General features: G+C 68.0%; 18 protein-coding genes. 12 read left to right on the top strand and 6 right to left on the bottom strand.

Annotated elements, in window-relative coordinates; all coding sequences use genetic code 11:
• Window positions 1–20: 20 nt before the first annotated feature.
• Window positions 21–3,719 (bottom strand): LamG-like jellyroll fold domain-containing protein, encoded by a 3,699-nt coding sequence (locus ABZ656_RS18720; protein WP_360269279.1) that lies wholly within the window; start codon window positions 3,717–3,719, stop codon window positions 21–23.
• Between the two features lie 751 nt (window positions 3,720–4,470).
• On the opposite strand from ABZ656_RS18720, the gene ABZ656_RS18715 reads away from it, so the two are divergent.
• From ABZ656_RS18715 to ABZ656_RS18695, 5 genes are all read left to right on the top strand, one after another.
• Window positions 4,471–4,959, top strand: a complete 489-nt coding sequence (locus ABZ656_RS18715; protein WP_360269277.1) for a hypothetical protein — start codon at window positions 4,471–4,473, stop codon at window positions 4,957–4,959.
• A 90-nt stretch (window positions 4,960–5,049) separates the two neighbouring features.
• Window positions 5,050–5,271: a hypothetical protein gene (locus ABZ656_RS18710; RefSeq protein ID WP_360269275.1), complete on the top strand. Its 222-nt coding sequence runs from the start codon at window positions 5,050–5,052 to the stop codon at window positions 5,269–5,271.
• The gene (locus ABZ656_RS18705) at window positions 5,178–5,813 is read left to right on the top strand and encodes a hypothetical protein (RefSeq protein ID WP_360269273.1); all 636 of its coding nucleotides are present in this window, start codon (window positions 5,178–5,180) and stop codon (window positions 5,811–5,813) included. The genes ABZ656_RS18710 and ABZ656_RS18705 overlap by 94 nt, the downstream gene beginning before the upstream one ends.
• Window positions 5,814–5,917: 104 nt before the next feature.
• Window positions 5,918–6,400, top strand: a complete 483-nt coding sequence (locus ABZ656_RS18700) for a winged helix-turn-helix domain-containing protein (protein WP_360269290.1) — start codon at window positions 5,918–5,920, stop codon at window positions 6,398–6,400.
• Window positions 6,397–6,945, top strand: a complete 549-nt coding sequence (locus ABZ656_RS18695) for a transposase (protein WP_360269289.1) — start codon at window positions 6,397–6,399, stop codon at window positions 6,943–6,945. Before ABZ656_RS18700 ends, ABZ656_RS18695 begins: the two co-directional genes overlap by 4 nt.
• 180 nt (window positions 6,946–7,125) lie before the next feature.
• Here ABZ656_RS18695 and ABZ656_RS18690 read toward each other — a convergent pair whose 3' ends face one another.
• From ABZ656_RS18690 to ABZ656_RS18680, 3 genes are read right to left on the bottom strand one after another with little or no spacing between them, the layout of a single operon-like run.
• Complete coding sequence (locus tag ABZ656_RS18690) at window positions 7,126–7,611, bottom strand: hypothetical protein (protein WP_360269271.1); 486 nt, start codon at window positions 7,609–7,611, stop codon at window positions 7,126–7,128.
• Complete coding sequence (locus ABZ656_RS18685; RefSeq protein ID WP_101408509.1) at window positions 7,608–7,811, bottom strand: hypothetical protein; 204 nt, start codon at window positions 7,809–7,811, stop codon at window positions 7,608–7,610. Before ABZ656_RS18685 ends, ABZ656_RS18690 begins: the two co-directional genes overlap by 4 nt.
• Window positions 7,812–7,813: 2 nt before the next feature.
• A complete protein-coding gene (locus ABZ656_RS18680) occupies window positions 7,814–8,824 on the bottom strand; it encodes a hypothetical protein (RefSeq protein WP_101408510.1) in 1,011 nt (336 codons plus the stop codon).
• Between the two features lie 967 nt (window positions 8,825–9,791).
• On the opposite strand from ABZ656_RS18680, the gene ABZ656_RS18675 reads away from it, so the two are divergent.
• Together ABZ656_RS18675 and ABZ656_RS18670 are read left to right on the top strand one after the other, a co-directional pair.
• Window positions 9,792–10,751 carry an IS110 family transposase gene (locus ABZ656_RS18675; RefSeq protein WP_360269269.1) on the top strand — a complete coding sequence of 320 codons (960 nt, stop codon included), beginning with the start codon at window positions 9,792–9,794 and terminating at the stop codon, window positions 10,749–10,751.
• A 6-nt stretch (window positions 10,752–10,757) separates the two neighbouring features.
• The gene (locus ABZ656_RS18670) at window positions 10,758–11,120 is read left to right on the top strand and encodes a hypothetical protein (protein WP_360269267.1); all 363 of its coding nucleotides are present in this window, start codon (window positions 10,758–10,760) and stop codon (window positions 11,118–11,120) included.
• 119 nt (window positions 11,121–11,239) lie between these two features.
• Here the strand turns inward: ABZ656_RS18670 and ABZ656_RS18665 are convergent, their stop codons facing one another.
• Window positions 11,240–12,901 carry a serine/threonine-protein kinase gene (locus ABZ656_RS18665; RefSeq protein WP_101408511.1) on the bottom strand — a complete coding sequence of 554 codons (1,662 nt, stop codon included), beginning with the start codon at window positions 12,899–12,901 and terminating at the stop codon, window positions 11,240–11,242.
• A gap of 164 nt (window positions 12,902–13,065) precedes the next feature.
• Between ABZ656_RS18665 and ABZ656_RS18660 the strand changes: the two genes are divergently transcribed.
• Together ABZ656_RS18660 and ABZ656_RS18655 are read left to right on the top strand one after the other, a co-directional pair.
• Window positions 13,066–13,404 (top strand): thioredoxin domain-containing protein, encoded by a 339-nt coding sequence (locus tag ABZ656_RS18660; protein WP_101408512.1) that lies wholly within the window; start codon window positions 13,066–13,068, stop codon window positions 13,402–13,404.
• Window positions 13,405–13,673: 269 nt separating this feature from the next.
• On the top strand, window positions 13,674–13,982 hold the full coding sequence (locus ABZ656_RS18655; protein ID WP_101408513.1) for a hypothetical protein: 309 nt from the start codon (window positions 13,674–13,676) through the stop codon (window positions 13,980–13,982).
• Window positions 13,983–14,141: 159 nt separating this feature from the next.
• Here the strand turns inward: ABZ656_RS18655 and ABZ656_RS18650 are convergent, their stop codons facing one another.
• Complete coding sequence (locus ABZ656_RS18650; RefSeq protein WP_129592424.1) at window positions 14,142–14,564, bottom strand: hypothetical protein; 423 nt, start codon at window positions 14,562–14,564, stop codon at window positions 14,142–14,144.
• A 377-nt stretch (window positions 14,565–14,941) separates the two neighbouring features.
• Here ABZ656_RS18650 and ABZ656_RS18645 point away from each other — a divergent pair, with 377 nt between their 5' ends.
• From ABZ656_RS18645 to ABZ656_RS18635, 3 genes are all read left to right on the top strand, one after another.
• Entirely contained in the window at window positions 14,942–15,775 is an 834-nt protein-coding gene (locus ABZ656_RS18645; protein ID WP_360269264.1) for a hypothetical protein, read from the top strand.
• A gap of 127 nt (window positions 15,776–15,902) precedes the next feature.
• Window positions 15,903–17,165, top strand: coding sequence for a serine/threonine-protein kinase (locus tag ABZ656_RS18640; protein WP_180362793.1), 1,263 nt, complete (start codon window positions 15,903–15,905; stop codon window positions 17,163–17,165).
• A complete protein-coding gene (locus tag ABZ656_RS18635; RefSeq protein WP_101408516.1) occupies window positions 17,158–17,502 on the top strand; it encodes a hypothetical protein in 345 nt (114 codons plus the stop codon). The genes ABZ656_RS18640 and ABZ656_RS18635 overlap by 8 nt, the downstream gene beginning before the upstream one ends.
• The last annotated feature ends 185 nt before the right edge of the window (window positions 17,503–17,687 follow it).

Below are 17,687 nucleotides of genomic sequence, written 5' to 3'. Positions count from 1 at the left end.
CGGCGGGCACAGGACGGGGGTCAGTAGCCGACGAGTGTTTCCACCTGAGTGGGGTCGGTCACCGCGCCTGCCCACAGGCGGATGTCGGTGATCCGGCCGGGCAGGTAGTGGCCCCAGGCGCTGTTCGTCCACCCCTTGCCCGCGGCGAACTCCCCGGTGCCGGCGGAGGCGGTGTAGGCGAGGGGATCACCCTGGCGGGTGCTGCCGACGAAGAGAGTGATCTCGCGCGTTGCGGCGTTGTAGGCCCCGACGAGGCCCACTTCTGTGCCCAGGACAGCTGCCTCTTCGCTCACCACGGAGACGCCGGTGCCATCGGCGGTGAGCCGGCCGAAGTGCCAGCGGGCCATCGCGACCGGACGAGTCTTCGGCTCACCGTTGTCGTCCAGAACAGGATTCCCGTCGTCGTCCAGCACTGGCTCCATCTCAGTGCCGGTCTTCTCCACCCACAGGCTCCACGACGATCCGGTCGCCATGCGCTGTCCGAGAATCTGGGCACGGTAGCCGTCCGGTTTGCCGGTCAAAGCTTCGGTGTCCACGTCTGCCTTGGTGGCGACGGTGAAGGAACCGGTGTCGGCGACCAGGGGCCGGGACGCGGTGGCCGCTCCTGCAGTGCCGTCGAGGACCAGGGCATCGTCGTCCAGGGAGGCGCCTGTAGACAGGCTGAGGTTGTTGCCGTAACCGGACAGGTCAGGCAGCGATGTGCCGGTAGCGCCGTCGGGGGCGTACTGGGCGACGAGCTCGGCCAAGGCCTTGCCGTCCGCGTCCACGGGGCTGGCCTCCTTGGCAACCAGGTCGGGCAGCTTGATCTCCTGCCACACCGCGACCTCGTCCACTTCGCCGGGGAAGTAGTCGACGTAGGAGCCCTTGTACTTCACCCGGCCGATCTGCAACGCCCCGGACGCCGGCCAGGCGCCGGTGGTGAAGTCGTCGTAGCCCTGTTCTGCGCCGTTGACGTACAGCGTCAGCTTTTTGGCGTTGGTGTCGATCACCGCGGCCAGATGGGTCCACACCTTGATCTGCGGCGCTTCCAGGGAGTCGACCCGCTGGTTGTCCAGCGAGGTGGTGGCGGCATCGGCGTCCGCCAGCCGCAGGCACCACCGGTTCGCACCGGCGCAGTACCCGAGGAAGAACGGGCTGTAGTACGTGCCGTCCTGGCCCAGCACCGTCGCCGCAGTCCCTGTGGCGTCCAGGCGCACCCACGCGGCCACGGTGTACGACGCCTGTGTCCCCAGTACCTTGCCGGAGGTGGCGGCATAGGCCTGGCCGCCCAGCTTGAGCGCCTTGTCCTCGCCCGTGGCACCGTTCTCCGTGACCACACCGCGGCGACCGGTGTTCACCCTGGTCCCGGCTGAGATCGTGGCGTCATCGCGCTGGGCGGACTGGGTCGCCGAGACGTCGACGGCTGCTCCGGATGCTTCGTTGAACGTCCACCGGCCGACCGGGTCTTCGCCTTCCGCGACCCGGAAGCGGACGCTGTTTGATCCTGTGCGCCCGGCCGAGTCCTTGGCCATCACCTCCAGCGTGATCGTGCCCGAGTCGAACGGGGTGATGGTCTCTGTGACCGTCGCCCCCGGTTGCCACGAGTGCCACGCCGTGTCGGTGGACAGCCTGTATTGATAGGCGACATTCACGTCTCCGCTGCCCGCCGCCGGACCGAACGTCACACTGCCCGCCGTCCCGGGAGCCCCCCCGGGGTCGCAAGCGCCGCCGGACACGCACGCGCTGTACACGGAGTTGAACGTGATTGCCGGAGGCTTCGGGCCAGTGCTGTCCACCGTGAAGTAGCACCACGAGGTGGCGGGGCCGCCCAGGTAGTCAGCGCCGCTGTTGTAGTAGGACTGGGTCCAGGCACGGTAGCGGTACTGCTTGTTGTCGGTGAGCGCGGCGTCCCAGTTCTTGTTCTGATCGACCCCGTCGCCCACGTACCCCGTGGGTGGGCTGAGTGATCCGGTGGACGGCTCTTTGGCATCCGACCATGTGCCGTCGCTGTTCTTCACATCGGCGTCGAAGTAGGCCCTCAGCGATGCCGAGGACTCCCCGCCGGCGACCGTCTGTGGTGTGGCGGCGAAATTCGGTGTGGGATCCGACCACATGGCAGGGGCCGACTCGGACTTGGAGCACACCTGACCCGTGCCCGTCTCCAGCCCGTATTCGGTGGGGACTGCGGGCTCGCCGACGTAGGTCACGACGATCACCGCGTCGTCGTCGAACCGCTTCCATGCGATCGGGTCCGACTCGTCCTTCGCCTTCAGCATCAGCGTCAGCGTGGAGAACTTGCCGTCCGCGAACGCCTTGACCGTGGGAGTCAGATTCTCATCCGTCTCATCGGGATTGTCCTGGAACCTGATGGGCGCGCGCGGCTGTGACGGGTCGCATGCGCTGCCCCGGCCCGCCGACACATCGCGGTCGCCCATCTGGTCCCAGGAGTTGTCGGACTTCGGTCCGCCCGGGCCCGGCCACTTCGATGACGAAGAGATGCCGTCTGTCCGCTCGAGGTCAACCCAGCGCGCGTCGCAGGAGAACGACCACGTCTCCGTCACCTCGAACTTCGCGTCCAGGACGTGCTTGCCCTTGAGCTTGTCCGGCTTGAACTCGAAGTACATGCGGTTGGTGTAGGCACTGCCGGTGGTGCAGTAGTAGATGTAGCCGCCGATCACGGCCGAGCTGCACCGGCCCACGCTCATGCCGTTGTCGCCGCCGGAGAAGTTGTAGAACACGTTCCCGTCGGACGACAGGACGGTCCGTTCGGATTCGTTCAGCTCCGCCGACGGGTCGATGTACAGCGGGAGTTCGGCGTTCGTCGTACGCGCGATGAGATCGGCATCCGGCTTGATAGTGACCGCATCCGCAGTCACGTCGACATCCATCACAGCCGCCTCGTCGCCGGCGCCGGGGCCGGCGAGAGGATCGCCTTCCTCCAGCGGGCCCGCCGGACGCTTGTCAGCTTCGGGCAGCGTCTCCTCCTGCCCAGCCTCCGCAAGTGGGCGAGTGAAGGCCGTCTGGACGCTCACGCCTTCACCGCTGGCGGAAGTAGCGGTCTCGCCGGCGGAGTTCCACATACGGGCCGAGGGCGAGCGGAAGACGACCTGCCCGTTGCCATCCAACGCGTCCATGGTGCCGGCCGCTCCCTCGCGGATCCGCAAGCCCGTGACGTCCATGGAGTACTCGAGGGAGGTGAGTGCCGGATCCTTGGCGGCCTCCAGCGTTGTCACCTCCAGCACCTGGCGGAAGCCTTCCACCGTTGCCGTCAGGATCAGGTTCACGCCGGGACGCACGTTCTCATAGGTGGCCCGCGGTCCCTCCAGGCGAGGTTCCGGCAGCCTTCCCGGCCACCCCAAAGAGACAGACCTGCCGTCCTCGGCGATCGTCACCAGATCCGTGTGGTCGCCACCGGGGGAAAACGACAGATCAACCGCGGCAGCCTTCGGCCCAATCGATCCGTCTTCCCGCTTCACCAGCGTTACGTCCGGTTCCGTCCAACCGCCTCCGGGCTCTTCCACCCGCACCGGAACGATCGACTTCTTCAGGGTGAACGTTTCGCCGTCCGGATTGGCGAACACCGTATCCCGCTCGGTTCGCTCCCCCACCACCTCGACCGGTTCACCGGACGCCGCCGCCCGTTGCTGTGCCTGCTCCGTCTCGGACAGGTCACTGCTTGCTGCAGCGACCGCGGTCGGCGCGGCGGCGACCGCCGGGAACGCCGGAACTGTTACGAGCACAGCAAGCGCCGTCAGCCACGCAAGGCCACGCCCACTCCCCTTGGCTGCTCTTCGCGCACGCCACACCCCGTCCCCCACTGCCCCACCCCTCGTTCACATGATCAACACAGGTGAACGAATGACATATGCACTACCCAACAAATGTCAAGGGAAAGGCAAAGAGCCCATGACCTCACCTTGGGGAAAATTTCTCAATGCCACCAAAATAGAGCAGACTATTTCATTAGCCATTTACGCGAAGTGCACGACTAGAACATTTCTCCATAAATTTCTACAAAATAAATCAGAAAATCGTTTGGCGGATTTATAACTACTCTTTCGAACTATTGACTGACATTGCCTGGAGCAGCAATTGATATGGTCATATGTCGATCCAAGAGCAGTCCGGCCGCCCCTGGCATCCCTCGGCGAAGTTGCCGCAGGCCGTACTCGGCGACGCCACGCAGCCAGTCCACGGAGCAGCTCAAGACCATACCCCGTACACGGGCCCTCAAGTTAGCGAATGCACAGAGCTACATATCGACCTCCGGATGCAAAAGTGACAGGGCGTGGCTCAAGCCGCACGGTCCAACTCGGCACTCATATTGGGATGTTGACTGGCTCATGCCTAGCCTTCTGACTACGCGAACAGACCATCAAAGCTCGACCGCATTGCACCCGCGACGCCTGCCATGAACAGCGGGCGTGGAAGCGGCTCAGCTCGCACCGTGCCGTACGGCGAGACATCACGGCACGAGCCCGACATCTGCCAATGGTCGACAGAGATCGTTCGGCACTGCGCTCGTCAGTCGGCGAAGCCGTTGCCCACCTGGCCTCGCTGACCCACAAGGAACTCACCTTGGCCTTCGAGCAACTCGGCATACCCCAGGTGTCAGAGAGCGCTGGGAACAAGCGTGAGCGGATCGAAGAGAGCTTCCGCCAGGTTCCCGATAGTGAGCTGCCCCAGCTCGCACAACGTGCCATGGACCGCAGAAGCCTCCACTTGAGTCCCTCGGTCCGCTTCCACCTCGAGGACCTGCTGTGGGAAGAGAACGACCCACCCGAGATACCCAAGAAGATCCGCCGCGAACTGGCGCGCGCCCTCACCCTCTCGGAGCTGGCGCAGCACCGGGACCCCTTCATGGAATTGCTCGACCGTCTCTGGCTCGCTGAGGAGCCGGGCCATCGATTTCAGTTCGCTGGTGAACGGCTTCCGGCCGGTGACGCTGAGGGACAGGGTCGAGCGCCATGTCTTCCGTAACCAGGGGGACTGGACGACAGAGGAGCTCTTCGCACATCTCCGCGTGTTCGAGGCGGGGACGCCAGATTCGCCCGCTTCCTGGAGGGCCTGGTGTCAGCAGACGTCCTCCTGGATGAGCACGCACAGGAGGCAGCAGCCACCTTGATCAATACGCATCTCCGCCCCGCGGGAATCGAGTTGCGGCAGACCGGCAACGACGGCGGCATCCCCTGTTCACCATGGTGTCGACACGGTGGCACGGCACCCGGCGACCGAAGAACATCATCTTCGCCTCTCGCACCAAACCAGACATCCGCTTTCGATCGTCCGTAGACAACGACATCGAGATCGTCGGGGGACACGCGGACGACACCCTCGTCTACGACCGGGACGTCCCCGCCGAGGGCCTGCGATGGCATCATCTACACGCCTGGTGGAAGGACACCCACCCGACGAGCAACGACACCGACTTCAGGGACGACCTCTACAAGCGACTCCTCAAGAGCCTGCCCGAAAAGTCTCCAGGACAGAGGAACTTCTTCTCCGCCTACCACCACCTCCTCGGTCCCTCTCCCGACGATCCGGCCCTCCTGCCCGAGGTGTGGCTCCACTGGGACCACAAAACCGTCCGCGAGCGCGGACCCGAAGCATTGCTGCGCTCACGGATGGATTTCCTCCTGCTGCTGCCACACGGGCAGCGAGTAGTCATAGAAGTCGACGGCTCACAGCACTACACCCGTGATCGTGGCCAGACACCGGACACCGGCAAGTACGCGGAGATGGTCGCCGCAGACCGCGACCTCAAGCTCAGGGACTACGAAGTGTTCCGCTTCGGCCACGACGAACTCGCGCGACTACTGACCTTTGCGGCGTGATGTCGTTGGGGGCTGACGATGTGTGATCGCCGCGGTATGCCGGTTGTGTGAGATATCCGCAGGGTGGTGGGCTGACGCCTGAACGGTAGGCGTTTCGCGGGCGGATCCGGCTGGAGGCCGCGGAGCGATTCGCTGCGGGTGCCTCCAGCGCGGAGGTCGCCAGGGACTTACGGGTGAGTGTGCGCTCGGTGCAGCGCTGGCGCCGAGCCTGGCACGACGCCGGCACCGAGGGACTGCGCTCTGCCGGGCCCGTCTCACGGCCCAAGCTGAGTGAAGCGCTGTTCGCCGTGCTCGAGCTGGAGCTCGCCAAGGGGCCGGTCGCGCACGGCTGGCCGGACCAGACGTGGACGCTGGCAAGGATCAAGACGCTGATCGGGCGCCGGTTCCACAAGAGCATGACGCTGTCGGCGATCGCGCAGATGCTGCACCGGCACGGCTTCAGCCACCAGGTCCCGGCCCGCCGAGCCCTCGAGCGCGACGAAGAGGCCGTGGCAGGCTGGGGGAAGGAGACCTGGCCGCAGGTGGAAAGTCCGTGGCGGCGCTCGACGCCTGGCTGTGCTTCGAAGACGAGGCCGGCTTCTCGATGACGCCGCCCACCACACGCACCTGGGCCCGGCGCGGACGCACACCCCTCATCCGGGTCCGGGGGCGTTCCCAGCGCCGCTTCTCCATCGCCGCTCTGGCCTGCTACAAGCAAGGTAAACGCTCACGGCTGATCTATCGGCCCAAGCGGCATGTCGATCACAAGCGGGGCGGCAGACGCAGTTTCACCTGGACCGACTACCGCGACCTGCTCATTGCCGCACACCAGCAGCTCGGCACACCCCTTGTGCTCGTGTGGGACAACCTCAACGTCCACAAGGACCGCCGACTGCGGGAGTTCATCGACACCCACGACTGGATCACCTGCTACTTCCTGCCGGCCTACGCACCGGACCTCAACCCCGTCGAAGGCATCTGGTCCCTGCTGCGACGCAGCAGCCAGACCAACACCGCCTTCACCGACCCCGACCACCTCATCAGCACGCTCCGACACGGTCTCCGCCAGATCCAGTACCGCAGCAACCTCATCAACGGATGCTTCGCCGAAACCGGCCTCACCATGACGACACCACGCCAACAAGGTCAGTAGAGGATGCCAAAACCCTTCTGCGGCACTTCCTCCCAGACATGTTCCGCCGCTTCAAAGTGAACCGCTGACGACTCATGGCCCGCTCCAAAGCCTCCTGGTGTCAGGTGCCAGTCGGCTTCTCGGGGCGCGGTTCTGCAATCCCGTGGGTCTTGATGTGCTCGACTGCTTTGGGATGCCGCGTCAGCCAGTCCCCGCAAACAAGCCACCGGGGGATCGTGCCGTCGGCGACCTGCTTGCCGCGGTCCGTGGTGCGGACCATCCGGCGCAGCTCGTGAAGGGTGACGGCGTCGGCCTGGAGCGGGCCCGGGCCTTCATCTCGGCGTCGGACAGCGGGGCGTTGTCGATGGCGCGCAGGGCACGCAGGGTGGCGAAGTGCGCTTCGAGGGTCTTGCTGGGATGGCCCCGGTCGCCGAGGTCGGACAGGTAGGAGGCCACCGCGTTGGGCTCGTCCTCGGCCCAGGCGTAGGTCGCGCACCACAGGCTGTAGGAGCGCCAGCGGGTGGCCCGGCCGTCCCGGGAGTTCTGCGGCACCGCGGTGGTGAGCTTGCGGGCGGCGGACGCGGAGATCCGCTCGCCGCCGCGGGTGCGCACGTCGGGTTCCGCGCGTACGCGGCGCCGGACGCCCGGGGTGCGGCCGGGGGCGGGGACGAGCTCGGCCGACGTCATGACGCGTCCTCCTCGGTCGCGGCGGGCGGTTCCTGCCAGGTCAGCGTCTCCAGCGGCGGCCGGGTCGGCCGGCGGGCTGCGGGCAGCGGCAACGCAGCAGCAGACAGCGGATCGCTGAAGAGGGCAGCGGGCGCCGGGCCGGTACCGGGGCGCCCGGCCGCCGCGTCGCTGACGGGAGCGTGCCGGTGGGGCTGGTGCATCGTCAGAACCTGTCGTAGGCAGAGCTGGTGCAGTCCGGGCACAGCAGGTCTTCGGAGCCGGCTGGCAGCGCCCGTCCGCAGCCCGCTTCGCAGGAGGGGAGGTTGGCGTCGGTGAAGTCGGCGGCGCAGGAGAAGCATAGGAGCCGCTGTTCGTCCGGGGCGGCGGCGGTCTCGGCGTGGACCATCGCGTTGAACTCGCAGTCGGGGCAGACCTGGATGACGGCCTCGTCGACATCGGAGTACACCGGGTCCAGGCCATGGACCTGGAAGACGTACTCGACTGCGGTCTCTTCCGGGTCGTCCCAGGTCTTGAGGCAGAAACGGCAGGCGGGGAGGTCCGCGCTCAGGACCAGGGCCTGCTGGGCGCATTCGGGGCAGACGACCGTGCAGTCCTGGACGTCCTGGAGGTCGGCGCGGATCTCATTCATGCGCTTCTTGAGGTAGGCCTCGATGCCGCGTACCTGGCCGCGCACCACGCTCATGGTCTGCTCGACGTCGGCCTTCTGGTTCTTGTCCAGGCCGGGCACGAGCTGGTCGGAGATGAAGGGCAGCAGGAAGTTCAGCACATCGGCGGCGCGGGCCTCGACGGCGGCGGCCGGTGCGGTCAGACCGTAGTGCTGGAGCGCGTTGCGGTCCCGGGCCAGCCTCTTCACCGCAGCGACGGCCTTGTCCGGCAGGTCGAGACCGGCGATCTGGGTGAGCCGGGTGAAGGCCTCGCCGGTGGTGCAGCTCTCGAACTCCGCGCTATCGAAGTCCTTGCGGGTCGCGGCCGCCGGGTTCTTGAAGACCAGGGTCCAGTGCTCGTGCTGGAGGCGGGCCTTGAGGAACACCTCGGCGGCGGCCTGGAGATGCAGCACTGCGTACTTCAGGGCGCGGGCGTCGGGCGCCTCGCCCGGGTCCGTGGCCAGCCGGTCGACGACGTCGAGCAGATAGTCCAGCCCGTTGGTGATCAGCGGGTAGCTCACGTCCGCCCGCCGGCTCTTGCCCTGCCCCGGCTCGGATTCCGCCGCCATCGTGCCCTCCCCTGCTCCCGGCACGCTGGCTGGAAGTCCTTGTGTCCGGCGGTTACCCGCTGACGCTGATTATCGCGTCTCGGTCGGTTTCTGATTCCGGGTAAGGAGAGCGTATTCGGAATCAGGATCGGGCAGCATGCGGGAGCGAACACCGCGGCCGTCGCGCAGTCAGGCCGGTGCCCCCTGAACGGTGACGAACTCCTCTCCCATGTGGATGCCGGTCTTGATGAGACCGGCATCCACCAGTTCCGCAAGGTACGGGTCCAGGTCGGCTGAGGAGCCGACCCCAACGAGAGCAGGTGCCGTATCGCGGATGTCCGTGTCGTGCCAGCAGGACCACGTACAAGACCTTGCTCGTGGGGCTGAGGGTGCCGTCGAGGATCACGCCTCGATCAACTGTTACGGCAGAGGACAAACGGGCGTATCGCACACGGTCATCTTCCTGATGGTGCCAGCTCTCAGGAGGTGTCCTGACGGCGTGTTGCTGGAACCAGTACCTGTGGGAGCGTCCAGGTCGCGGCTTGTCCACAGTGAATGCGGGCACCGGTACGGCGGGAGGTGTACCCGTGTCCCGATCACCAGGACTGTGCGGGGAGGCGACCCGCACGCGGCCCTGGTCGTCGGGCCGGTTGACGAGCCGCCCGAGCGGGTGCGTCATGCCCAGTAGGTCCAATCCGGGATGCCGATCTGGTAGACGGCACGCGTCTTGTCGAAAGCATCCCGGGGGGCCGGTGTATAGGAGTCGACCGTTCACCTGCGGTGACGCCCCGCAGGCGTGAAAATCGATGCAGGGGCTGTCCGCCGACGCCGCTTGATGTTTGGGCTGTGAGCCCGCATAGGAGTCTGGTGAGGGAGCCGTCCGAGGGGGCCGCACACTGTCGCCTTGAGCACGCCGATCAGCTTCTCCGTTACCCCTTTGGCTTCCCTGACAGCCCCTGCCTGCACCAGCACAACAAGGGGGTACGTCATGGAGGAGTTGAGAGAAGACCACGACGACGGCACCGTCGCCAGGGTCGCGGCGATCGACATCGCGAAGGCGTCCGGGATGGTCTGCCTGCGCGTCCCGCACGACACCATCGAGGGCCGTCGCGTTCAGAAGGTCTGGACGGTCGCCTCGACTACGAACACGATCCTCGAACTCGGTGACCGGCTGGTCTGCCAGGGCGTCGAGCGGGTGGTCATGGAAGCGACGGGATCGTACTGGCGCCCGTTCTTCTACCTGCTGGAGGCTCGCGGCCTGGACTGCTGGCTGGTCAACGCACGTGACGTGAAGAACGTCCCCGGGCGCCCGAAGACCGACAAGCTGGACGCGGTCTGGCTGGCCAAGCTTGCCGAACGCGGCATGGTCCGGGCCTCGTTCGTCCCGCCGAAGCCGGTGAGGCAGCTGCGGGATTTCACCCGCACCCGCACCGTATTCGTCCAGGAACGCACCCGGCACAAGCACCGCGTGGACAAGGCTCTGCAGGACGCGCAGATCAAACTGTCCGACGTCGCCTCGGACCTGTTCGGCATGTCCGGGCGAGCCATGCTCGATGCCCTGGTCGCCGGAGAACGCAATCCGCGCACCCTGGCCGACCTCGCCAAAGGCAACTTGGTCAAGAAGAAGCCGGCCCTCATCGAAGCCCTGACCGGGCAGTTCGAAGACCACCACGCCCGTCTCCTGAGGCTGCTGCTGGGCACCGTCGACCACCTCACCGCGCAGTTAGGCGAACTCGACCGGCTGATCGCCCGGACGCTGGAGGAGATCACCGCCCCGCCAGACCGCTCGGGCACCGGGAGCGAGCCCGCCACGACAGTCAGTGCACGGGTTCTGGCCGAGAAGCTGGACCCCGTCCCCGGGATCGGACCGGCCACCGCACAGATCATCCTCGCCGAGATCGGCGCGGACATGAACCGGTTCCCCACGCCCGAACACCTCGTCTCCTGAGCGAAGTTGTGCCCCCGCACCATCCAGTCCGGCGCGAAGAACAGCACGGGTCCGGCCGGGCAGGGTAACCCCTGGCTCAAGGGCGCCCTCGGCGAGGCCGCCAACGCCGCCGCCCGCACCGACACCTTCCTCGGCAACCACTACCGCCGCATCGTCAAACGCCGCGGCCACGCCAAAGCCCTGGTCGCCGTCGCCCGCTCGATACTCGTCATCGCCTGGCACCTGATCAACGACCCAAACGCCTCCTACCAGGAGCTCGGCGCCGACTGGCACCGCCGCCACCTCGACCCCGCCCGCAAGACCCGCGATCTCGTCCGCCAGCTCCAGGCCCTCGGCCACCAAGTCGTCATCACCCCGGCATCAGCCTGACCGGCCCGTCTCACCGTCATCCGGTCCGCACGCGGCCCGGATGCTGCCGCCTGCCCTCCCGAACATCGATTTTCCGATCAGCTTGTTCGGGGCGAGCGGGACGGCTGAGCAGGGCTGGGTCAGGCGCCGACGTGTTCGGTGAGGCAGACGTACTTCGGGGATTCCTGGTCGCCGAGGCTGCTGTAGTCCAGGACGGCGGGGTAGGTCAGGCGGGTTCCGGGGTACAGGGGTGTGCAGTCCGGCTCGGTGTCGTAAAAGACGATCGCCTCCCCCAGTGCATCCCGGGTGCCGGAGGGGTCCACCAGGTCGGCACCGCACTGATAGCCGGGGGCGTTCATCAGCAGCACGGCGTCCCGAAATGTGTCGCTGGCGCTGCCGGTCCAGGCCACGCAGTAGAAGACACCTGGGTCTCCGCCGGTGGGCGGCTCGGAGATGATGTTCACCCTCTGCAGGGCGGGCGGCCCACCGCACAGGCTGTTGATGTTCTTAACGTAGTACGGGGATCGGACGGTGCAGATGTCCTTCTTGGATTCGCAGGTCGCCGGGCCGGTGGGCAGCTTGTAGGTGGCCGGCAGGCACGTGGCCGACACGGTCGCCGCAGGGGCCTTCTTCTTTTGCCCGGCTTTTGGAGTACCTGCTGCCCGGGAGGCGGTTACCGCTTCCGGGGAGGTGGTCACCGCGGCGGAACGTTTGCCTGGGGATGCCGTCGTGCCAGCCTCGGCCCGCGTGTTGCCCCGCTGGCCGTCCCGGTTCTGTTCTGCGATCAGGTAGGTGCTGGCGGCGGCCACGGCGAACCCGGTGACGGCGGCCGCGGCAGCGATCCAGGTGCGGCGGCGGGCGAACCGGCGCCGGGCCAGGGTCCAGGCCGGGTCGTCCTCGGCGGCGGGCAGACCCTCCCACCCGGCCGCCACTAGGTCACCCGCCAGAGTCGGCGCCTCGGCCCCCGGCTGCAGGACCTGGGTGGCCTGGGCGGCCAGCAGCACCGTGCACTGCCTGGCCAGCGCGGCGGCCGTGGGCCGTTCTTCCGGTGTTTTGGTCAGTGCGGACGTCACCAGGGTCAGGAGGTCGTCGGGGATCCCGGCAAAGTCGGGGTCGCCGGACATCACCCGGGCCGCGACCACGTCCGGTGCACCGGTGCCGAACGGCAGCCGTCCGGTGGCGGCGTAGGCGATCAGTGCTCCCCAGGCGAAGACGTCCCCGGCCGAACCTGTAGCGCCGGTGCGGTAGCCCTCCGGGCTGATCCAGCCCGCGGTGCCGGTCATCACGCCGGTCCGGGTCACCGAGGTGCCGTCCAGGGCGTGGGCGATGCCGAAGTCCAGCACCCGCGGTCCGTCCGGTGCCAGGATGACGTTCCCCGGCTTCACGTCGCGGTGCACCACCCCGGCTGCGTGGACGGCTGCCAGCGCGGCCGCGGTCCCGACCGCCAGCGCGTACAGCCGGGCCCCGGACAGCGGGCCGTGCGCGGCGATGTGCTCGCCGAGCGTGAGGCCGGGCACGTACGCGGTGGCCAGCCAGGGAACATCCGCGCCGGGGTCTGCGGCGAGCAGTGCCACCAGGCAGGGCCCCGTGACCCGCCGGGACACCTCGACTTCCCGCTTGAACCGGGCCCGGAACTCCTCGTCGTCGGCCTGTGCCGGGTGGACGACCTTGACCGCCACCCGGCGCCCGCCGGGATCCAGGGCCGCATGGACCGTTCCCATGCCGCCCGAACCCAGTCGGCCGATGAGCCTGTACGGGCCGATCCGGCCCGGATCGCCAGGCCGCGCAGGATGAACACGCATGGACAACAACGCCCCCCACAGGCCGAACACCCCAACCGCGCCGGCCGGAACCGCAACTCTCTCACGCGGCCATCGGTCAGCCAGACGAACGACCGGACTCAGCCTGGCGCACCGCGCGGGGGAAGATGGGGATGGAATGACGGAACGCGAGGTCTGGAGCTTCCATGGCGAAGCGGGTTCACCAACCCCGTGAGGACGCGGAGTTCGATTTCATCCTCGGGATGAGCGGAGTCCCGGTCCTCGCATACTTCACCGGGACATGGCCCAAGGCAATCGAGCCCTGCCGCGCGATGGACCTCGTCGTGGGTGACATCGCAGACCAGTACACCGGCCGCCTGACGGCCGTCCGCACCGACATGACGCGCTGTCCGTCCGCAACCAAGCGATACGGGATCACCGGAGCCCCGTCCTACGTCCTGCTGAAGGAGGGAGAGGTCGTGGCCCACGGCACGGGGCCCATGACCATCGCCGAGGTACGGGAGTTCCTGGACGACCACCTCTGAGCGGTCGCCGCAGCACTGCGGCCGCCACGTCTGTTCGGCGAGTAGGCCCTCCTGGTCCGGACGGTGACCACCGCCCGGACCACGTCAGTGCAGCCGCTTACCCCTCCTCGGTGGAGTCCGGATCGCGTAGGGGCCGCAGCCCGCATGTCCGCGCACGGCGAGCCGCTCCCCCGGCCCTCGACATGGGCTCCCTACTCAGACGGAACACGCCTCGCACATAAGTACGCGCCCCGATGCCCGTGGCCGCCGGCGCTGATGAAGTGGCCCTCATGACGACGCAGAACGCCGCGCCTCAGCGCCGAGCAGACCACCCGACCTGGTGGAGGATCCCCCTGGTGGCATCCGCGCTCGGCCTACCGGTCCTCGCCCTGGAATACAGCGCGATCCGGGCGCAGGCGGGCATGGGCCAATACGGAGCAGTCCTCTACTGGGCCCTCGCACTGTTCGCCGTGACCTGGGCCCCGCCCCACCGCCGCTCGTTCAGAACCTTCCGCATCCTGGCGAGTGGAGCGGCCCTAATGATCACACTTCTGCCCGTGACGCTCCTGCTGCTACTGGGCGTAATGCTGCCCGGCTGACGCGTACGCCCCGAATTCCGTCCAGGCGGTCGAGGAGCTTTTCAAATGGACGAGCGCCTTGAGGGCCAGGGCGAAGCGGCGGTACAGGACACCGTTTGGGGCTTGCGCGCGGTGTTCTACGGGCGGGATCCGTAGCCGCCGACGACGTGGTCCCCGTCGTCAGAAGTGGGGCTGGTCCAGGCCGTCGCTCGTGTCGTCGTAGGCGTTGACGTAGGCGAGCCGGAAGGACGTCCCGCAGCGGCCGCCGGCGCTGTAGAGCGCCTCGTCGCCGAGGTGCTGGTGCGCGGCCGCGGAGAAGACGCCCTCCACCGAGCCGACGGCCTTGCCGTTCTTGTCGAAGAACTCGTACCTGATGTCGTACGCCATCGAGTGCGCGGTGTGGTTGCGCAGCCAGAACGTGATCTGGGGCGTCTCGCCCGCCTCACAGTCGCTCTTCACCCAGTACAGGTCCTTGACCGGGTGCAAGTAACTCCGGCTCGGCGACGGGCTGCTCATCGCGTGCTTGCCGTCCGACGAGGACACGGACGAACAGCCGACGGTGGCGAAGGCGAGGGCCACAGCGGCGGCGATGCGGTATCTCACCTGGTCACAGTGGCAGGCCCCGAGCCGCCTCGCTGTACTTTCCTGCAGGTCTCGGGGCGGCTATCTGTCCGTGGGGCCGTAGGCGGCGGCCATCTGCTGCTCGATCTCCCGGGTCGACTTCATCAGTTCGAGGGCCTCGCGGGGCAGGTCGCTGGCGCGCTCGCGTAGTTGCCGGACGCGCCGGCGCTGTCTGTCGGGGCTGTACTTGTTGACGAAGGAGCGGTGAGTTGCCCGCAGGATCGCGGTACGTCGGTCTGGAGAGCTGCTCGATAGGTGTCGCCTGATCGAGTTTTCTGTCGCTTGGAGTCTTGGCGTGCGGGGATGAGTCGCTGGGGGCCACGGCCGCCCGCTGCACCCGCCCGCTAGCATCCCTTCGCATGACGAGTCGGGGGTGGCGGCTGGGTGCCGTGGTGGTGCTGGCGGCGATCTGCGCCGCCGGTCCAGAACGCCCGGACGTCATCCGCGCGGCGTCGGACCTCGGCCCCCTTCCGGCCGACCGCTACGACTACACGCCGCAGGACTACCAGCGATCGCAGAGGGCATCGGCGTTGCTGATCCGGCAGTGCATGGCGCAGCGCGGCCACCCGGACTTCCCGCTCGACCCCCGCTACCCCAGCGACCCCGTCGTCGCCACCGCAGTCAGCACCGACTACGGCGTCCTGGATCTCGCCACCGCCCGCCGCTGGGGCTACGGCTGGGACCCGGAAAAGTCCCTGCCACTCCGGCCGAAGGGCCGCCGGATGACCAACGCCGAGTATGCGGACCTCCCCGCCTGCAGCGCCGAGGCGAGCCGGCGGCTGATGCGCGGCATCGACCTCAAGCGGGACTGGCTCTACGCAAGCACACGGGCGATCGAGGTCGACAAGGCGGTCAAGCGCGACCCGCGCCTCCGCGCGGCCTGGGACGTGTGGTCCCGCTGTGTGGCAGAACAAGGATTCACGCGCTATCCCGACCCCGTCGCGGCGTACACGGACGCCGGCTGGCAGCGGAACAGTGACGGCAACACCCGGCATACGCAGCGGGAGCGGACCACCGCCGTCGCGGACGTCACCTGCAAGCGACGCCACCATACGGCCGAGCTCTGGCACGCGGCACGGGCGCAGAAGCAGACCGTGGACATCACACGGCACCGCGACCGCTACGCCGCCGGGCTGCAGGCGCTGCGGACGTACCGGGCCACCATCGCCGAGGTGCTGCGGAAGCTCGGCTAGCGCGGGCATGCCCGGCTACGTCGATGCTTGCTGCACTCTCGTCCCAGGCCTGTTCCGCGAAGTCGGCGGGCTTGGCTTCCTGACGCAGGACACTGGGTATGGCGTCTTGAGTCGCACGGGAGGGGCCGTGGTGCAGGAGATGGGACCGGGGCGGACGCTCGATGGGCGCTACCGGATCAGGAACCAGGTGGGATCCGGCGGACTCGGGTCCGTGTGGACGGCGTACGACGAGGCCCTGCGAGTGGAGGTGACGGTCGAGGCGGTGGGGGCGGCGGGCTCGGAGAGGATGGCACGGGTAGCACGGATTCTCCGCGCGGCCGCGCAGCTGCGGGACCATCCGAACGTCATCCCCTTATACGACATCGTGGAGACGGACGGCATGCTGTGGACCGTCATGCCGCTCGTCTCGGGCCCGTCCCTCGCCGACCACCTGGCCGAGCACGGCCGGATGTCCGGCGAGCGGGTACGGGAGGTCGCGGACGCAATGCTCGGCGCGCTGGAGGCGATGCACAGGGCCGGGCTCGTCCACGGGGATGTGCGGCCCGCCAACATCCGCTTCGACAGGGGCCGTTGGGTCCTGCTTCCCGGAATCGGCGCCCTGGCGCGGGCAACCGAGCTCGAGACCACCCGGGACGACGAAGGGTGGATCTCCGAGGCGAACTACATCGCCCCCGAGCGCCTGCACGGCGCTCCCCGGGAGCCGAGCAGTGACCTCTTCTCCCTGGGGGCGACGCTCTACCACCTCGTCGCGGGGCACGCGCCATTCCACCGAGACAGCCTCATGGCGACCTTGTCGGCCGTGGCCTTGGAGGAGCCGCCGCCCCTGGGGGGTATCGGTGAGCTCGGGCGGCTCATCGAGGGGCTGCTGGAGAAGGACCCCGAGAGGCGGCTGACGGTGGCCGAGGCGCAGCGGATGCTCTACGGGGCCAGAGGGGATCCGCACGCGGAGCCCACGGCTAGAACGGCGGCTCCGGCCGCTGCCGCGACGCGCCGGGTGTCGGCCAACCACGCCGTCGGCGCAGCCAGTTGGGGACTCCTATCGGCGGTCCTCGTGGTGGCGCTGACCTTAGCCGGGGCCAACCTCAGAGCGGCCGACGTCTCGGACACCTTCGCGACCCTGCTGCCCTGGGCGCTCTTCGCCCTCGGACTCTGCGTCCTCGCCGTACAAGCGCGCGCGGCCCTCACGCGGCGGCGCAACCACGAGCGGGTGCCCGTGTGGCGGTGGTACGTCCGGTCGCTCGCGCCGCCCGCGCCGTGGACCGAAGAGGAGCGGGACCGGCGCCGAGCCGCCGCCGAACGGGCGGTGGACGAGGCGCTGTTGACGGTCGACCGACGACTCGCGGCAGCGTCGCCTGGCAACGGTGGGGGCAGGGGGACGACCGATGTCTGACCAGGAGACGCCGCCCGCCGGGATGCCCGCCTGGACGGTGCCGTCCTTCCCCGAGGCCGACGAGGCGCGAAAGTGGCAGGAGATCGACCCCCAACACCTCGCGTGGCGGCGCGACCTCGTCGAGCGCCAGCTGCGCCGGGAGCGCCTCGACCAGTGGGTGGGCTACGGGTTCCGGCTGCTTGAGCACGTGATCGTGGTGGGGTTCGGCGTGGCCTTCGTCTGGCTCGGGTTCTACGCCGTGGACCACAAGGTGTCGATGCAGGTCGTACCCATGATCGGCGGCGGGATCGCCGGGCTTGCGGGCGCCGTGCTCGCGGTGCGGAACGGGAGGGGGTGATGGCTCAAGCCCTGTGGCTCAACGGGCGCCGTGACTACGTACCCGGCGCGGTGCCGGCCTGCTTGACCTGGACGGCACCCCTGTCCTGCTGGACCTTGCCGATCCGCTGCCCGAAGGCGTCACCGGCACCTTGATCGAGCTCTTCATCGAGCCCGCGGAGATCGCTCTCTACCCCTACGAACTCT

The sequence above is a fragment of the Streptomyces sp. NPDC007095 genome (assembly GCF_040634475.1).
In the GTDB taxonomy this organism is placed as follows: Bacteria; Actinomycetota; Actinomycetes; order Streptomycetales; family Streptomycetaceae; genus Streptomyces.
The sequence above is the reverse complement of the archived record's forward strand: the minus strand, read 5'-3'. Positions and strand labels throughout refer to the sequence as shown.